At 41.4% G+C, this 15,385-nt stretch carries 25 protein-coding genes and 2 pseudogenes; 11 read left to right on the top strand and 16 right to left on the bottom strand.

Translation table 11 applies throughout. The features are described from left to right. Positions 1 to 10 precede the first annotated feature (10 nt). Together QNH10_RS01780 and QNH10_RS01775 are read right to left on the bottom strand one after the other, a co-directional pair. The gene (locus QNH10_RS01780) at positions 11 to 745 is read right to left on the bottom strand and encodes a hypothetical protein (RefSeq protein ID WP_283733308.1); all 735 of its coding nucleotides are present in this window, start codon (positions 743 to 745) and stop codon (positions 11 to 13) included. Beyond that, positions 742 to 1,272: an RNA polymerase sigma factor gene (locus tag QNH10_RS01775; RefSeq protein WP_283733307.1), complete on the bottom strand. Its 531-nt coding sequence runs from the start codon at positions 1,270 to 1,272 to the stop codon at positions 742 to 744. Before QNH10_RS01775 ends, QNH10_RS01780 begins: the two co-directional genes overlap by 4 nt. A gap of 324 nt (positions 1,273 to 1,596) precedes the next feature. Between QNH10_RS01775 and QNH10_RS01770 the strand changes: the two genes are divergently transcribed. The 4 genes and pseudogenes from QNH10_RS01770 (at position 1,597) to QNH10_RS01760 (ending at position 3,474) form a co-directional block, all read left to right on the top strand. Continuing rightward, positions 1,597 to 1,797, top strand: coding sequence for a PLD nuclease N-terminal domain-containing protein (locus QNH10_RS01770; RefSeq protein WP_283733306.1), 201 nt, complete (start codon positions 1,597 to 1,599; stop codon positions 1,795 to 1,797). After that, a pseudogene (locus QNH10_RS20975) lies at positions 1,794 to 2,209 on the top strand (ATP-binding cassette domain-containing protein); the annotation flags it as partial. The gene QNH10_RS01770 and the pseudogene QNH10_RS20975, both read left to right, overlap by 4 nt. Then, on the top strand, positions 2,198 to 2,695 hold the full coding sequence (locus QNH10_RS01765) for an ATP-binding protein DrrA1-3 family domain-containing protein (protein WP_430541106.1): 498 nt from the start codon (positions 2,198 to 2,200) through the stop codon (positions 2,693 to 2,695). The pseudogene QNH10_RS20975 and the gene QNH10_RS01765, both read left to right, overlap by 12 nt. Then, positions 2,692 to 3,474 (top strand): ABC transporter permease subunit, encoded by a 783-nt coding sequence (locus tag QNH10_RS01760; protein WP_283733305.1) that lies wholly within the window; start codon positions 2,692 to 2,694, stop codon positions 3,472 to 3,474. Before QNH10_RS01765 ends, QNH10_RS01760 begins: the two co-directional genes overlap by 4 nt. Positions 3,475 to 3,563: 89 nt before the next feature. Here QNH10_RS01760 and QNH10_RS01755 read toward each other — a convergent pair whose 3' ends face one another. The 3 genes from QNH10_RS01755 to QNH10_RS01745 all read right to left on the bottom strand — a co-directional run bounded on the left by QNH10_RS01755 (position 3,564) and on the right by QNH10_RS01745 (position 4,651). After that, complete coding sequence (locus QNH10_RS01755; protein WP_283733304.1) at positions 3,564 to 3,791, bottom strand: hypothetical protein; 228 nt, start codon at positions 3,789 to 3,791, stop codon at positions 3,564 to 3,566. 206 nt (positions 3,792 to 3,997) lie between these two features. Continuing rightward, positions 3,998 to 4,147, bottom strand: coding sequence for a hypothetical protein (locus QNH10_RS01750; RefSeq protein WP_283733303.1), 150 nt, complete (start codon positions 4,145 to 4,147; stop codon positions 3,998 to 4,000). Positions 4,148 to 4,516: 369 nt separating this feature from the next. Then, positions 4,517 to 4,651: a hypothetical protein gene (locus tag QNH10_RS01745; RefSeq protein WP_283733302.1), complete on the bottom strand. Its 135-nt coding sequence runs from the start codon at positions 4,649 to 4,651 to the stop codon at positions 4,517 to 4,519. A gap of 199 nt (positions 4,652 to 4,850) precedes the next feature. Here QNH10_RS01745 and QNH10_RS01740 point away from each other — a divergent pair, with 199 nt between their 5' ends. The 3 genes from QNH10_RS01740 to QNH10_RS01730 all read left to right on the top strand — a co-directional run bounded on the left by QNH10_RS01740 (position 4,851) and on the right by QNH10_RS01730 (position 7,081). Beyond that, the gene (locus tag QNH10_RS01740; RefSeq protein ID WP_283733301.1) at positions 4,851 to 5,900 is read left to right on the top strand and encodes an ATP synthase beta subunit C-terminal domain-containing protein; all 1,050 of its coding nucleotides are present in this window, start codon (positions 4,851 to 4,853) and stop codon (positions 5,898 to 5,900) included. A 90-nt stretch (positions 5,901 to 5,990) separates the two neighbouring features. Then, positions 5,991 to 6,572: a nucleotidyltransferase domain-containing protein gene (locus tag QNH10_RS01735; protein ID WP_283733300.1), complete on the top strand. Its 582-nt coding sequence runs from the start codon at positions 5,991 to 5,993 to the stop codon at positions 6,570 to 6,572. After that, a complete protein-coding gene (locus tag QNH10_RS01730) occupies positions 6,569 to 7,081 on the top strand; it encodes a P-loop NTPase family protein (protein ID WP_283733299.1) in 513 nt (170 codons plus the stop codon). The genes QNH10_RS01735 and QNH10_RS01730 overlap by 4 nt, the downstream gene beginning before the upstream one ends. Positions 7,082 to 7,221: 140 nt before the next feature. On the opposite strand, the gene QNH10_RS01725 is transcribed toward QNH10_RS01730, so the two are convergent. The 9 genes from QNH10_RS01725 to QNH10_RS01685 all read right to left on the bottom strand — a co-directional run bounded on the left by QNH10_RS01725 (position 7,222) and on the right by QNH10_RS01685 (position 11,245). Further along, positions 7,222 to 7,566 carry a hypothetical protein gene (locus QNH10_RS01725; RefSeq protein WP_283733298.1) on the bottom strand — a complete coding sequence of 115 codons (345 nt, stop codon included), beginning with the start codon at positions 7,564 to 7,566 and terminating at the stop codon, positions 7,222 to 7,224. Then, positions 7,563 to 7,970: a hypothetical protein gene (locus QNH10_RS01720; protein WP_283733297.1), complete on the bottom strand. Its 408-nt coding sequence runs from the start codon at positions 7,968 to 7,970 to the stop codon at positions 7,563 to 7,565. Before QNH10_RS01720 ends, QNH10_RS01725 begins: the two co-directional genes overlap by 4 nt. Next, entirely contained in the window at positions 7,942 to 8,175 is a 234-nt protein-coding gene (locus QNH10_RS01715; protein WP_283733296.1) for a hypothetical protein, read from the bottom strand. Before QNH10_RS01715 ends, QNH10_RS01720 begins: the two co-directional genes overlap by 29 nt. Positions 8,176 to 8,267: 92 nt before the next feature. Continuing rightward, entirely contained in the window at positions 8,268 to 8,840 is a 573-nt protein-coding gene (locus tag QNH10_RS01710) for an ATP-binding cassette domain-containing protein (RefSeq protein ID WP_283733295.1), read from the bottom strand. A gap of 3 nt (positions 8,841 to 8,843) precedes the next feature. Continuing rightward, positions 8,844 to 9,272, bottom strand: coding sequence for a hypothetical protein (locus QNH10_RS01705; RefSeq protein WP_283733294.1), 429 nt, complete (start codon positions 9,270 to 9,272; stop codon positions 8,844 to 8,846). Between the two features lie 13 nt (positions 9,273 to 9,285). Further along, complete coding sequence (locus tag QNH10_RS01700; RefSeq protein WP_283733293.1) at positions 9,286 to 10,014, bottom strand: hypothetical protein; 729 nt, start codon at positions 10,012 to 10,014, stop codon at positions 9,286 to 9,288. 21 nt (positions 10,015 to 10,035) lie between these two features. Then, positions 10,036 to 10,236, bottom strand: a complete 201-nt coding sequence (locus QNH10_RS01695; protein WP_283733292.1) for a hypothetical protein — start codon at positions 10,234 to 10,236, stop codon at positions 10,036 to 10,038. Next, entirely contained in the window at positions 10,226 to 10,735 is a 510-nt protein-coding gene (locus QNH10_RS01690; RefSeq protein ID WP_283733291.1) for a hypothetical protein, read from the bottom strand. The genes QNH10_RS01695 and QNH10_RS01690 overlap by 11 nt, the downstream gene beginning before the upstream one ends. A 57-nt stretch (positions 10,736 to 10,792) precedes the next feature. Further along, on the bottom strand, positions 10,793 to 11,245 hold the full coding sequence (locus QNH10_RS01685) for a hypothetical protein (RefSeq protein ID WP_283733290.1): 453 nt from the start codon (positions 11,243 to 11,245) through the stop codon (positions 10,793 to 10,795). Positions 11,246 to 11,480: 235 nt separating this feature from the next. On the opposite strand from QNH10_RS01685, the gene QNH10_RS01680 reads away from it, so the two are divergent. Further along, complete coding sequence (locus QNH10_RS01680) at positions 11,481 to 11,813, top strand: L,D-transpeptidase (protein ID WP_283733289.1); 333 nt, start codon at positions 11,481 to 11,483, stop codon at positions 11,811 to 11,813. A gap of 29 nt (positions 11,814 to 11,842) precedes the next feature. On the opposite strand, the gene QNH10_RS01675 is transcribed toward QNH10_RS01680, so the two are convergent. Continuing rightward, positions 11,843 to 12,175, bottom strand: coding sequence for a winged helix-turn-helix transcriptional regulator (locus QNH10_RS01675; protein WP_283733288.1), 333 nt, complete (start codon positions 12,173 to 12,175; stop codon positions 11,843 to 11,845). Positions 12,176 to 12,277: 102 nt separating this feature from the next. Here QNH10_RS01675 and QNH10_RS01670 point away from each other — a divergent pair. The 3 genes and pseudogenes from QNH10_RS01670 to QNH10_RS01660 all read left to right on the top strand — a co-directional run bounded on the left by QNH10_RS01670 (position 12,278) and on the right by QNH10_RS01660 (position 14,845). Beyond that, a pseudogene (locus QNH10_RS01670) lies at positions 12,278 to 13,125 on the top strand (VOC family protein). A 142-nt stretch (positions 13,126 to 13,267) separates the two neighbouring features. Continuing rightward, on the top strand, positions 13,268 to 14,347 hold the full coding sequence (locus tag QNH10_RS01665) for an AI-2E family transporter (protein ID WP_283733287.1): 1,080 nt from the start codon (positions 13,268 to 13,270) through the stop codon (positions 14,345 to 14,347). Between the two features lie 126 nt (positions 14,348 to 14,473). After that, the gene (locus tag QNH10_RS01660) at positions 14,474 to 14,845 is read left to right on the top strand and encodes a VOC family protein (protein WP_283733286.1); all 372 of its coding nucleotides are present in this window, start codon (positions 14,474 to 14,476) and stop codon (positions 14,843 to 14,845) included. A 161-nt stretch (positions 14,846 to 15,006) separates the two neighbouring features. Here the strand turns inward: QNH10_RS01660 and QNH10_RS01655 are convergent, their stop codons facing one another. Then, positions 15,007 to 15,339 (bottom strand): CHY zinc finger protein, encoded by a 333-nt coding sequence (locus tag QNH10_RS01655; protein WP_283733285.1) that lies wholly within the window; start codon positions 15,337 to 15,339, stop codon positions 15,007 to 15,009. Positions 15,340 to 15,385: the final 46 nt, after the last annotated feature.

Genomic DNA, 15,385 nt, shown 5'->3' with positions numbered 1-15,385 from the left:
TCCATGCTATTTATTCCACAATTTCAAAGCTCTTTAACATATGCCAAAACCTTGCACCGTGTCCCTCAGCGGCTTCAAGGAAATACTTCTCGGTAATAACAAAGCTTCCGTTTTTACCGTTACTTATAACGTAAACATCGATAACTTTACCGTCCCATTTCGATTCAGTAAGCCCGTGTAGCCAGAAGCCTTCGACAGGTTCCGTTACTGATTCGACAGGTCGCAACTCAGGGAAGTCATTCTTCAGTTCAGCCTCAATTTGCTTAATGAGCTCATCCGGTTTATTCTCGGGATATTGTTTGATTTCCATGCTTACTTCCGGGTACTTTTCAGGAAGTGGTTCAATGGTTGTAATGATATCGGACTCATTCCCTTTGACCATTTTATAGTTCGTTTCATCAATATAAATGATGTACTCAGAATCCTTTCCTTCATTCAAATGGACGTTTGTCGGCTCGTCTTGTCCCTCAATACTTTGGATTATCTCTTTTTCAGGTGCGAACATATCCTTAATATTTTTTATCAGTGCAAGTCCCGAGTCTGTTTGTAAAGTGAATGCAAGTATAATGGCGGCTGCCGTAATGATAACTGCAGGGACCCATCGTTTTTTTCGTTTCACCGTAGTTCTCCTCCGTTCAAATAATTCTTGATTGATGCCATTCCAAATCTCATCCTTCATATCACTAACGTCTTTATCTGTCCGCTTAGCCAAGTCGTTCTTTATACGTTCGTCGAATTTGCTCATTGGAATTCTTCCTCCTCTTCACCAGGCTGCAATTGTTCAAGTAATTTCTTTCTTCCTTTGAATAATCGCGACTTGACAGTGTTTTGATTCAACCCTAAGATTTCCGCAATCTCTTTTTCGGAAAACCCTTTGACATACTTTAATATGATGGGAATCCTATGGATGTCGTCCAAGGACTGAATCACGTCATAAAGATCCGATAATTGATCGAATGACTCCTCCGCAAGGGATGGATTGTCTCCTATATCAACTAACTCCAACTTGGCAACCTCTTTTTTCATTAACCGAAGGCATTCATTCGTCAATATGCGATAAAACCATGGGTCAAATGGAAGTTCGGGATTATAACTTTCAATTTGTCGAAAGACGCGGATGAATGTTTCCTGTACAGCATCCTTTGCCACTTCCCGATTGCGTGTGATGGCGGAGGCTGTTCGGATTGCCGCACCGGCATACGCATCGTAAAATTGCCGGAAGGAAGCTTGGTCGCCCGCACGTATTTGCTGTATCCATTTTTGATCTTGCACGCGGCACACTCCTTTCAAACAACTAATTTGTTGCTCTTACTATATATACCCTAATTTCACCGAAAAGTTTTCAGGACAACAGAAAAAATCCACATCATGTGTTTAGTTGTATATACAATGATGTGAATGATAGCAGTTAAGAAAATCGTACACGTTCATCATAAAAAAAATATAGAGGAGTTGCTGTGATATTTATCACATTAATTGGAGGGATATTCGTATGCGAAGAAGTAAAACAGATAAAATAAAATGAAATTTGTTATATACAGGTTAGAACAAGGGTGTTATACTGTATATATAACAAGGGAAAGGGTAGTGACTTGTATGGCGGAGTTAGCAAATATACCTTGGAATCTTATATTACCGATTCTTGTACTTCAACTTATCCTTATGGCGGTTGCGCTTATCGATGTCATCCGGCGTAAGCAGACGAATGGGCCATTCATCATGTGGATTTTCATCATCTTGCTAGGAAATCTTTTAGGTTCGATTCTTTACTTCATCATTGGGAGGCGGCAAGAATGACACAGTTGCTCCAAGTGAAAACCTTAACAAAATCGTACGGGAGTCATAAAGTTGCTGATTCAATTTCTTTCGAGCTTGAAAAGGGGACAGTAACGGCTTTGATCGGCCCGAATGGGGCAGGGAAGACGACGACATTGTCGATGCTTGCAGGTCTGGTCACGCCAACTGAAGGAGAAATTTTATTTCAAAATAAACCGAAGGCAGATATCCGGGCATCCATCGGTTTTCTTCCACAGTATCCAAAATTCTTCCGTGGCTGACGGCACTTGAGTTCACGGAGATGGCGGCGCGATTGAGCGGCGTCGATACGAGGAAATCACTGGATGAAGCCAAAAAAACACTGGAATTTGTCGGTCTTGGAGACGCGATGAAAAAGAGGACGGGGACATTTTCCGGGGGTATGAAGCAGCGCCTTGGTTTGGCGCAGGCAATTGTCCATAAACCGGAATTGCTTTTATTGGATGAACCCGTATCAGCACTTGATCCGATGGGTCGCAGGCAAGTGATGAATTTATTGAAGGAATTGCAACAGGAGACGACAATCCTATATTCCACTCATATTTTGAATGATGCTGAGGAAATGACAAATCAGCTATTGTTTTTAAGAAAAGGCGCTCTTGTGGAGAACGGATCTTTGGATTCCGTCAGAGAAAAATACGCAAATCCTCGTATTCTCATTGAGTTCGAGTCAAATGATGAAGCCGATAGATTCGGCGCAGTTTCTTCATGGGCGTTCAATAAGGAAAGAAGACTATTGGTTATCGATGCTACAAAAGAAAAGGTCGGTATTTCGGAAGTTCTTGCATTGCTTAACTCTGAAAACTTCTTAATCCGTAAATTGGAATTGCAGACTGCAAGCTTGGAAGAAATCTTCATGAAAGTGGTGATGGAGGAATGAAAGGATTAGGCGTTTTAATACGTAAGGAATGGCGTGAGAACGCACGTAATTTTAAACTGTATTGGATTCCAATCGTATTTATCATCTTCGGAATCCTTGAGCCAATCACGAATCACTTTCTACCCGAGATCATGAAAAGTGTCGGGAATTTGCCGGAAGGTACGGAGTTCACATGGCCGCAACTTCGGGGGGAGGATATTTTCATTTCATTGATGGGTCAATACCAGTTAATTGGAATCTTAATCATCATCCTTGCGTTCATGGGTTCTATTTCAAGTGAACGTAAAAGCGGAACAGCAACGCTTTTATATGTGCGTCCAATGTCTTTTGTGAGCTACTTTTTAAGCAAATGGATTGTCATCAATGGAATCGTTTTAGGTAGCGTATGGTTAGGATTCCTTGCGGCATGGTATTACATTAATATCCTTTTCAACCCAGTGGCGGCGGGGGATGTTTTTGCATTCTTAGTGACATATAGCTTGTGGATCATTCTCGCAGTAACGGTCGTTCTTTCACTAAGCGCATGGTTGTCAACGGGAGCGACAGCAGGATTGTCCATATTGGTGTTGTTAGTTTTACAAGTGATTGATAGTGTTATTGGCGCCTTTTGGACTGTTTCTCCGTGGAAGGTCGGAATGTATGCCTCAATGATGTTCTCATCCGTTTCAAATCAGTCGGGCTTTTGGATGAGTATAGGTCTAACTGTTGCTCTTATTCTCTTATTAATTACTTTTGGTATTAACATGGCCAAACGAAATGCGGCAAAAACTACGGTGTAAAATCCGCTTTTTTTCGACTTTTCCCGGGAATATCGACAGGGAGCGATGATGTTAAAAGCAATGCCTCACACTCGGTGAGGCATTGCTTTTTATTTGTACTTTTCTTCGCTGGACGAATTGCTTTTCGTTTCATGATGGTGTTGCTCTTCACGTTCCTCCATTTTCAAATCCTCCAATGGAATCGGGTCGACCGTTTGCATGTCCTCGTGCATATCATAGATGCTTTCCTTTTCAGTACGTAAATTTTCAGGGTTGTCCATGAAACGTCCTTCGGCATCTTTCCGGTTCTCTAAAGTTAAAGGCTTTTTTTTATTCAACAGAAAGCACTTCCTTTTTTCATAGTTTCCTATACTATTCACGTTATAAAAGAAGCTAAACATATGTGTTTTCTGATTAAAGAAAGGGTAAAGTAAGGAAAATAGGTGAAAAAGGGAGTGTTTTGACAAATGGAAAAGAGATACGTCGGTACGCAAAATAAAATTGACTCAGCATTGTACAAGATTACGGAATTGACATCTCTTGGCTATTCGGAAGGGGAACCTGTATCCCTTCTTAACGGAGTGGATCCAAATGTCTCGAATTGCTTCGACAATTTATCCCGAGCATCCTTGTTTCTCATCAAATATGCAGCACCCAAACCAAGAGCAGCCAAAGCCATTTTCTTCTTCATCATCGAAACCTCCTATTATTCTATTTAAAAAATACTTTCCCGATTTGGAGGACTCTAAGCTACTTAAGCGATAGGCGTCTATTTTAGAAAGGCCCATTCTTTTGCGTAAGGGCTCATTCTTTCCGTTCCAAGGTCCATTCTTTTGCGTAAGGGCTGATTCTTTCCGCTCCAAGGCTCATTCTTTTGCATAAGGGCCCATTCTTTCCGTTCCAAGGTCCATTCTTTTGCGTAAGGGCCCATTCTTTCCGTTCCAAGGTCCATTCTTTTGCGTAAGGGTCCATTCTTTCCGCCTAAAGCCCATTCTTTTCTCCATAAAAAAACGGCACCCATAATGGATGCCGAGTTTTCCGTGAGTCCGTTGACTTTTATGAATCAAGATGATCCATTTTTTGAGGTGAATGGTCCTGCGAGCGATTCAAACTGTTTCATCAGCTTTTCTCGGGCATTTTTATTTCGCATCAGAAATGCTGCTCCAATGCCTAATGCCGCTACCGCCATTTTCTTCATAAAAACGCCACCTTTCTCACGTGAATTTGAATCAAAGTTAAGATGCCCTACTTCTTAAAAGTTATCCGGATTAACTATTAAATTTATTAGGGATAAATCAGAGAGTTTACAGTGTCGAAAAATAAATTACGCTTAAGAGTAACTTTTTCTTGCGTTTACGAGTAATATAAATTACTATCAAAAGTAAGGGGGTGTGAAAATGGAAAGAGACAATCTTAGACTAAATGTAGCTTTATTAAGAAGAAGAGTACCCAATTTGACAAGTGCGGCTAAAGCAGTAGGTCTGCGGCCTGCGACGGTTTCGAATTTGTGTACAGGGAAAATTTCAGTTGGTAAATCAGAAGTGCGGACACTAGTTGCGTTGGCGGATTTGGCAGAATGCAGTTTGGATGAATTGATAATCCGGGGGGAGAAAATTGAAATGATCGAAACGAAAATTAAAACGTTGGATTTATTTGCACCGTTGGCAAAAGGGGGCACGGTCGGATTGGTCGCGCGGAAAAATATGGGGCAGCTTGTAGTATTAAGTGAATTGTTTTTCCGTTTGAAGTCTGAAGGGTATACTACAATCTTGTTAATGCCAGAGGGAGATTTTCCGGAATTGCAAGATGTATTAGGGAATGTAGATATCACGACTCAATCTATCGATGAGGCGTACGAGAAAATTGCTGCACTTGGAACGGAAAAGGAAATAGTATTCGCGGCAAATAAAAGCCATGTTGTCACTGGGGGAATTTATGAACTACAAGGACGGTTACAGCAAATTGGAATGGAATCGGTGACGACATTCCTCTTGGATTTGACTGGGGAAGTGATGGATGAGGAGATGCCATACGGGCCGCTTGAAACACTTTGGCAGTTTGATGCAGACTTATCAGCGCGGCACCGTTTTCCTGCTGTAAATCCTGTATCCTCGACTTCTTCGGTATTAGAAGGCGCACATATGGATCAAAATCATTTCTTTATACAACAAAGGGCGCAAAAGTTGCTACGCCGATATCGTGAATTGCGATCGCTTGTTTATGTACGTGGTGAAGAAAATCTGCCTGCATCCGAACAGCAAACCTTTAAACGCGGTGAACGTTTAGAGGCCTATTTGACACAACCGTTTTACGTGGCGGAAGATTACACCGGCCAAAAAGGTGAATCAGTTAACCTACAAGATACATTAAAGGATGTCCAGGCAATATTAGACGGATCATATGACTCACAAGACTTGGATCGACTCAATTATATTGGGAAGCTATAATCTGTTTGAAATGGTATTAACATTCAGATAAAATGATAAGATAGACTTTAGGGAGTGACGCGGTCACTCCTTTTTTCGTGTTAAGGGGGAATGAATGTGGAGATTTGTCGAAAAGTGGCGGATTGGATGGAGGAGTATAAAAAACCATGGGGAATTGCCGGAGGTTGGGCAATTGATCTTTTCATTGAGAATCAATCACGGAAGCATTCAGATATTGAGATTGCCATATCACGTGAGGATCAACATAGTATGAGAAATCATCTAACAGGTTGGAAATTCGACAAAGTAGTAAGTGGTGAGTTGACTAACTGGGGGCACGAAACTTTGGAGTTGCCGATACACGAATTACACGGAAAAAATCTCAACAGTGGAGATGCCTTGGAAGTACTGTTTAATGAATTTGAAGAAGGTAAATGGGTGTTTAGAAGAGAGCCTCAAATAACGTATCCAGCCTCTTCGACGTTTTTGATTTCCAACGCAGGGATTCCATTCCTAAATCCGATAATCGTTCTTTTATACAAAGCCAAGAATACCCGGGAAAAAGATTATGCGGATTTTAAGGTTGTTAAGGATTCTTTGAAAGTCCAAGACAAGAAATGGCTTTGTCATGCACTTGAAATTCATGTCCCCGGCCATCCGTGGATTTCTGAATTGCGAGGTGGAATGGAGTGAAAAGAGTTATGGTGATTGGTGTTTCTGCGGGTGCAGGGAAATCGACATTTGCACGAAGACTTGGCGAAATATCGGGAATCGAAGTCACCCATCTGGATCGACTTTATTGGCGGCCAGGATGGGTGGAAGCACCGGCGGAAGAATTTTCATCAGCCCAGCAGAAAATTGTCGAAAGGGACCGATGGATAATAGAAGGCAACTATACATCTACAATCGACATCCGAGAACCTCATGCCGATACGGTCATCTACATCGAGCTACCACTGCGCGTTTGTTTGTATCGCGTCATGAAAAGGCGTATTCAGTATCACGGGAAAACACGTGAAGATTTGGCGGAAGGCTGTCCAGAGAAAATTGATTGGGCGTTCATCAAATTCATCGTGACAACCTATAAGGGACGGAAAGTGAAGATGCATGAACGGATGGAGCGATATGCGAATGAAGGGAAGACCGTTCACTACTTGAAAACAGCGGAGCAAATTGAAGGATTTTTAACGACGATTAAATAAGGATTGGAAATTTGGATATAAAATGGTTATGACTATTCATTAAGTGAGGAAACATCAACATAAATTGACGGCATGAAAATAAGCAATAACTAAAAGAACGCCCAGGATTCTGAGCGTCTCTTTGTCGATATCATTTTTGGTTAAATTGTGATTGTCGTCAAGAACCTCTTGGCGTAAACTTGAGCATCGATGTCTTCGTCACCCGGCATCTGCCCCTCCTTCAACTTCACATGCCCGTCTGTCTTTCCAACCGTGCCGCCGATCAGTTCATACACAATCGGCTCCTTGCCTTCCTCAAACACATGCAAATACGCATATCCGTGCTCGATTGTGATATCGTAATCACCAGACTCGATATCTTGTCCGACATTCCACAATCCAGCCGATAAATCAGTTGAAAGAGAAGTTGAAATCGGGGTTATCTGCACGGAATCATATCCCCCGTCAGCTCTAACTGTATAGGAAGCGTCAATATCGACGGTCAAACTGCTGACCCGGCATAACTTCCGACAAGCTCAGTCAAGAGCAGATTCCTGTTTTCATCATAAATAAAAATATTGCCGGCCGGATAACCCGTAATGATATACCGCCCTGTCTTCAGCGAAACCTCTTTGCCCTCTATCGGAACGACGGGAATGGTTACAGGTTCAACTCCTTTATTCTCCCTATTAACGGTCCTGTAAATGGCGTGATTATTGGAGTCTAATAAAGCGTCCTTCTCGAGGCCAACAATTTCGTAATTCTTTTCATATGGTGCAACTATTTCTGAAGCTACTTCTGGAAACTCATTGCAGCCAGCTAAGATCCCAACCGTCAAGCCTACTGTTACGATCAACCGCCATCGTGAATTGCCGCACACGTTATTTGTTAATCGAATAATACTTTTCATAATGCTCCACCGTCCCCAATGGTCCTACATTTATTGTTTTCTCGTTCCAATCAAGCATGCGGTCAAACCACGCCGTTTGTTCAACTCGATCCATGCCTGTGAGCGGGATGCACAGTAGGTAATCCGCGATATATAAATGTCCAGCAGGTAACTTCACCGAACTGGCAAGTGCCCCATAGTTGGAGGGGCTGATTTCCACTTTCAAGTAAGCTTCCAGTTCGCCGGCAAATACTTGTTCATGGACGATGCCGCCGTTTTTGAGAAAGATGACACGGTCCGCATATAAGTCGAGATTCTCTAATAAATGTGAAGCAACAAATATGAGCTTGTTCTGTTTTTCATGTCAATCAAACAATCTGATATGAGCGCAACGTTCGAAATATCCAATCCATTCATCACTTCATCCATCAGCATGATCGGTGTATCGGCCGCCATCATCATCGCAAAGCAAAGACGTTGGCGCATCCCTAATGAATAGGTCTTCACCTTTCTCTTCACGTAATGCCCCATCTGCAGCCGCTCAATAATTTCAGGAACTTTTTTCGAAGAACCGTTCCATATATCCGCGTATAGTTTTAAGTGATCAACGCCGGATAGCTCCTCGAATAAATCTTTCTGTTCGGGAAATATAACGAGCTGCTTATGGATGAGCAACTCTTCTTTCTCATTCCGATATTCGTACTGATCATCAAAAATGACCTTCCCTGAATCCGGTTTTACAAAGTTTGCAATGATATTGAACATCGTCGTCTTCCCTGTGCCGTTAGGGGCTGCGACACCGATGATTTCGCCTTTATTTGCACTGAAGTTCAGATTCTCAAGTACAACTTTGTCTTTATAGGCGATTGATACATTCATCAATTTAAGCATTTATCATTCCCCACCTTTTCCAGCTTCAAATGCAGGAGTCGCATTTCTTTGCCTGTACTTTACTTTATTGCCAACGAAAAGTGCCCCCAGTATGCCCGCATTCATAACGAGCAGCCAAAATGCCGCCAACTTATAATCTAACGCATCATTTCCGTATAATGACGCGGCATCTCCATTTAGGATGGGTCCGATATCTATGATGGAAAGTGGCTGCAACAGGCCTATGTGTAATCCGGTAAAATTCAGGACTGTAGGAATCAGGAAAATTAGAACGATCATCAATACACTGGCATACAAGTTTTTAGTCAAAGTATTCACTAGAATGAATGCAAGCAAAAGCAAACTGGCGAACAAAGCCATCGCAATGAGCATGTATAGAATGTAGCGTGTCGTGGAGATGGCGATAACCCCCCCTTGTTGGTATAAAAGCATCGGGGAGTTGAAATTACCCCATGCAGCTTCCCTGGAGGCTGCTACTCCTCCTAACGCAACTCCTAAAAACTAAAAAAACCATGATTTGACCAAGATGAATCCCGGTTTTCACGATTGCTTTTTGTACGAAAGAAATAGGGAAAATGCTCATTACAGTGCGTTTTTGGTGATCGTGTGTGAGCATTGTGCTTCCGATGAATAAAACAAATAACATAAACATTAAGCCATTCACATATTCAAGAGAGGCAGGCATATAATGACTCGCCGTAATTAGATCTGGCTCGACAGGCAATTTGTGCTTTTTATAGTAGTGGAGTAGTGCATCCTCTTTTTGGATTTCCTCTTTTGGCACAATATAGTCGGGATGCACCCCCTCGTTATCGAGTTCATATAGACGGAGTCGTAATTCATTCAGTTTTAAACCGCTCTCAATATATACGTCAAAATTGTCTCGCTTCCAAAGGGAATAGCGTTGTTTATTAATTAAAGAGGCCTGTTCTATTAGGTTGTTGTAGATTTCCTCCCCTTTGGTTGTTTCACGCAATTCTTCAGGAAAAACATTAAAGATTGATATGTAATGACCTGATTCTGCGTTTTTAATCGACTGTATACTTTCCATATCACTATCCGCGTAATGAGGGAAATAGAGCGGGAAAAACAATATGAATGCCAAGCCGAGAAGCCAGTTAAATTTATTGCGAATTAAAAGCTTCAACTCAAATCGAAAATACTTCCAGAGCATACGTCTATCCTTCCCGTCCTTTTAACCATTTTGGTAAAAGCGACATTTGTTAATGATGCGGGACATGATGAAAACAATCCCTTCGATGACTATAACCGTTGTGAGTAATACAGCAAAACCCTTCGCAACTGTAATAGTATCTATGTTCAATAAGAAATTCTTATCCCCTGTCACGGTCTTTCCAAAGTCAAAGTATGTCTGGGGGAATAAACTAATATCCAATCCGAACAACTCTCTCGTCGTTCTCGTCATGAAAAGCTTTTCTGAAAACAACTAAGCTGCTTATGAGAAGAACAAGCCATTCATTTTTAAAGAACAAGCTGAAAATGACATTCAAACGGATGAACAGAAAAACCAGTATCGGAATGACTAATGCTATTTTCCCTAAATAAGCAGCGATGGTCATGACGCCATATTCTTCGCGAGGATATGCATCATTTTGGATGAGAATCGTAGGTACATGCAAATCGAAATAGCCAAATCCATATTGCAAAGTGAGCAAAATGATGCCAATCACTAGAACGATAGTGAGCACAACAATCGTATAGAGAAAAGATGAAGCCGTCTTCAAATTCAACTGTCGATACCACGACAACGGCAACCCTTGCAAGACTGTCCGATTTTGTCGGTCGCGGGATAATAAGTCGCTGCTAAAATAAATGGCGCAGAACAGCACAAAAAACATGCCATACTGTCGGAAAAACTTTTGCAAAGCTTGCAATCCCGTCTTCTCGTAAATCAAGTCGAACGTTATCGGATGGTCTTTGACAAGTAATTTTTATACCGGAGCAACGTTTGATTGTAAAGATGTTGACGGTCCTTCCCTGGAATACGTAATTCTTTGAACATATTTTGGTCGGCTATGTATAATGACGGTCGCTCTCAAGATAATACGCCGGTAATGTAACCATCTTGTTGCGTTCCCGTCTTCATATGCCGAAAGCATTGCTGAAAATAACCCTTGCGAATAGGCGTTCATCGAAAACACCGGCGTTCCAAATCTTATAACAATCCCGGTATGACCGTTTGCGAGCCGGTACTGCTGTTCTGCATCAAGTGTAGATAAATTACTTTTAACTTCTCCGACATCGAATGTTTCTTTCGTTTTCTCGTTCGGCAAAAATAAAAAACAATAGGTGAGCAGCGCAATACCGATGAAAATAATAAATGGAACGTTCTTTTTACTACGGTGCGACAGTAATAATTGCTGTTTTAAAAAAGTCCAGTTCATGCCATGTATCCCTTCGAAAAATGTGGTTTTTGTCGAATCGTTGAATAGTTTTCGCATTTGATACTATTCTACCAATATACCTTACACGAATAGATTGAAATATTCAACAAATTATCTTGTTTTGATGAAAAGAGCTGAAAAGGCAAGCGATTGGTCGCTTCAAAACCAGCCCAGCCCATCAAAACCCTTCCACATATCCTATAAAAACAATCCTTTTTCAAGAAGGAGGGGAACGATGCGCTGGATTGACATCTCTCTTGGAACACGTGAATTGAAACTGTATGACGGCAAGCGACTACTAAAAAAATATCCGATAGCGGTTGGGAAGATGTTAACGGCGACGCCTGCGGGGACATATAAGATTATCAATAAACAACTGAATCCTGGTGGGCCGTTCGGTGCATTTTGGATGGGGCTATCCAGACCGCATTACGGAATTCATGGAACAAATAATCCTTCATCTATAGGGAAAAGTGTGTCCCACGGATGCATCCGAATGCATAACAATGATGTGCTCGAACTATCCTCGTTGGTGCTGTTAGGAACAATAGTTAAAATTCATAAATGAAAAGCCGATTGCTCAATTCGCAATCGGCTTTACTTATTCGAAGAACTATAATCAGGTTCAATCCATTCCTGCGACCAATTTTCGATTTCCTTCATAATCGGAGTCAAAGACATTCCCTTTTTTGTCAATGAATATTCAATACGCACCGGCGTTTCCGGATAGACATTACGCACAACAAACCCGCGCTGCTCCAGATCCTTCAGCCGTTCTGTCAACGTTTTTCCGCTTACACCTAATTTCTCGGTCATCGTGCAGAAGCGCTGTGGGCCGGACATGAGTTGGTATAATATTAATGCGGTCCATCGCTGGCTCAATGTGGAAACGGCCTTTTCAAAGCGTGGACAAAGCTCGAATTCATTCATAAATAAATTCCTTTCTTTTAAAAACGTTTTATGTTGACAATACTTATCATAACATATAAAGTTAGTTACATAAAGTAAGTAACTTACTGGGAGGAATAAAATATGACATTTCATCAACCACCACATACGTATACCGGAGAAGTTTATTTGAAAGTGACTGATTTGGAAAAACTGACAGCTTTCTATACAGAAATCATTGGATTTAAGGTCTTGTCGAAGGAAACAAATCGAGTGTCTTTAACAGCAGACGGCAAACAGCCACTGATTGTATTAGAACAGCCTGAAAACATAAAGCCGAAGGAACCACGTCGCACAGGGCTTTATCACCTCGCACTTTTATTACCAACACGTGCGGATCTTGGAAAGGCGATTAAACATTTTTCAAGGAACCAAATACAGCTTGGAGCGTCAGATCACTTAGTGAGTGAAGCATTATATTTATCAGATCCAGACGGAAACGGCATTGAAATTTATCGTGACCGCAAACCGGAAGAATGGGAATGGCATAATGATTTCGTCGCAATGAGCACAGATCCCCTTGACGCTCAAGCGATTGTTGCGGAAAGTGGAAATGAAGAATGGGATGGCCTACCTGAAGGAACGGTAATGGGCATGTCCACCTACATGTTGCGAACCTACCTGAGACGCAAGCATTCTATGAAGCGTTAGGGTTCGAAGTGGTCACACCTTATCCACAAGCTTTGTTTATGTCGACTGGTAAATACCATCATCATATCGGACTTAACACATGGAACGGGGCAGGTGCGCCAAGTCCGTCCGAGGACAGCGCTGGGCTTAAGGCATATACACTTGTTTATCCTGAACAAAACACGTTGGGAGAAGCGATTAAGAACATTGAGGCTCTTGGTGGAAAAGTGGATAAAGAGGATGAAACATTTATCACAAAAGATCCAGCAGGAAATGGCATAGTCCTTCGGATTCATCAATAATCATTAATTGCAAATGGTCAAGGAGCGCAGGCATCTACCTGCTGCTCCTTTTTTCATTAAAATTGAAACTTCCTTTCGACACGGAGCGTATTAAACCGTATACTTAACTTTAATTACCATATACAGTAAGGGAAGTGAGAAATTGACGAAGAAATTATGGTTCCAGATGGGCGTCGGGATTTTGTTATCCATCTTGATCATTAAATACTTCATGGAAATCAGCTTTATATTCGCCCCGGTTGTCATCATTATTAAAGCAATCATCTTGCCTCTATTACTGGGCGGCGTGCTTTACTATATGACAGAACCGATACAGCGCTTCATGGAAAACCGGAAATTTCCGCGGTGGGCAAGTATTTTGACCATCTTTGCAGGGCTCGCAGTCGTGCTGTGGATTTTCATTGCCATCATTGGACCACCCATTACAAATCAGGTGAATAACCTTGTTGAAGACGCTCCAACCTTGGAGAAGAAATTTAACATAGTGAAGGATAGGTTGTTGGAACAAAAAGAAGACTTGCCGGAACAAATTCAGAACTCTATAGACAGTGCCGCGAATTCGGCGCAGTCGATTGCAGTGAAATTCGGGAAATGGGTCGTCCAATTCTTGCAATCCTTCTTCCAAGCGATGTTCCTTCTCATCTTAGTCCCGTTCTTCTTCATCTTCATGCTGAAGGATCACGAAAAATTTGCACCGAAAATTTACAACCTCTTCAGCGGCGAACGTCGCGAGTGGGTCAAAAAGACATTAAGCGACATTGACAATGTATTGCGCTCTTACATCCAAGGGCAGTTCTTGATCAGCGCCATACTTGCATCACTCATCTTAATTGGGTACTTGTTAATAGGTCTGAAATATTCGCTACTCTTGGCGCTCTTTGCATTGTTTATGAACTTAGTGCCATTTATCGGGCCATGGATTGCTGTCGCACCGGCAGTCATCATCGCATACCTACAAGAACCTAAACTCGTCATACTTGTAGCAATCGTCACCCTGGTCGCCCAACAAATCGACAGCAACCTCATTACACCAAACGTCATGGGCAAATCCCTCGACATCCACCCGCTAACCGTCATCACTATCATTCTGGCAGCAGGAAATATCGCTGGATTTGTGGGAATTATCGTTGGTGTGCCTGTATATGCAGTTGGTAAGGTGATTGTGAGCAATATTTACGATCAGCGAAGGAAGATTAAACATGCTGCAACGAAGGATGTCTGAATTAAACCATTGAAAGCCTCCATAATTGGGGGCTTTTTTATTTGAAAAGTATGGATATTCGCACCAATGTTTTAAAGTATTGTGTATACTTGATTTTAAGAATATCAAATTATTGGAGGGAGAACTATGGAACTGGGAGCATTTTCTATAAGTTTAAGTGTAAAAGACATTAACAAATCAAAGTTGTTTTACGAAAGCTTAGGGTTTCAAATCTTCGGGGGTGAAATTAAACAAAATTGGCTTATTATGAAGAATAATAATTGCATAATTGGACTCTTTCAGGGGATGTTTGAGAAGAATATATTGACCTTTAACCCGGGATGGGACGAAAATGCTAAAAATCTTGATTCATTTACTGATATTCGGGACTTGCAAAAACAGCTTAAAGCGAAAGGGATAAATATACTGTCTGAAGCAGACGAAACAAGCGAAGGCCCTGCAAGTTTCACACTTGAAGATCCAGATGGTAATCCCATTCTTATCCATCAACATAGATAATATACGTTAAATATTAGGAGAATGTTATGACGATAGTAGATAAATTATCAATCAATTAGTAACATTTTTGCAGGAAACATATCTGGACTAATAGAAAAGATGCCAATGACCAAACATGCGATGGTCATTGGTGTTTTTTATGTATAAGCTGAAATTTATTATTAATGATCTTCAAAGTACAATCGTTTATGCAAGCTGCATCCGGGATTGAACTTGGCCGTGCAGTATGGACATACTGAGTTACAGTTTTGGTATTCATTCACCGTTAATTCATTCCCACAACATCCGCAAAGTATTGCTTTTTCATCAAACTTTTCTGCCGGCCACACTTCCGGACTTCCACAACCTGCTTCCTCATGGCACTGGAAACAAGGAAAATATGTATTACAGCAATAAAACTTGATTGCAATAATATCAAGTATGGAATGATAATGTGTGCAACGTGTCTCATTATCAATGACACTACCCGCAACATGATGTTCTTGACAATTCACTTTTAATTCCTCCTAACCATTGTATAATTTAACTTCTATCGGAAAT

The organism is Sporosarcina thermotolerans (genome assembly GCF_030067815.1).
GTDB classification, from domain to species: Bacteria; Bacillota; Bacilli; order Bacillales_A; family Planococcaceae; genus Sporosarcina; species Sporosarcina thermotolerans.
Note: the sequence above shows the minus strand (reverse complement) of the source record. Positions and strands in the feature narration are given on the sequence as shown.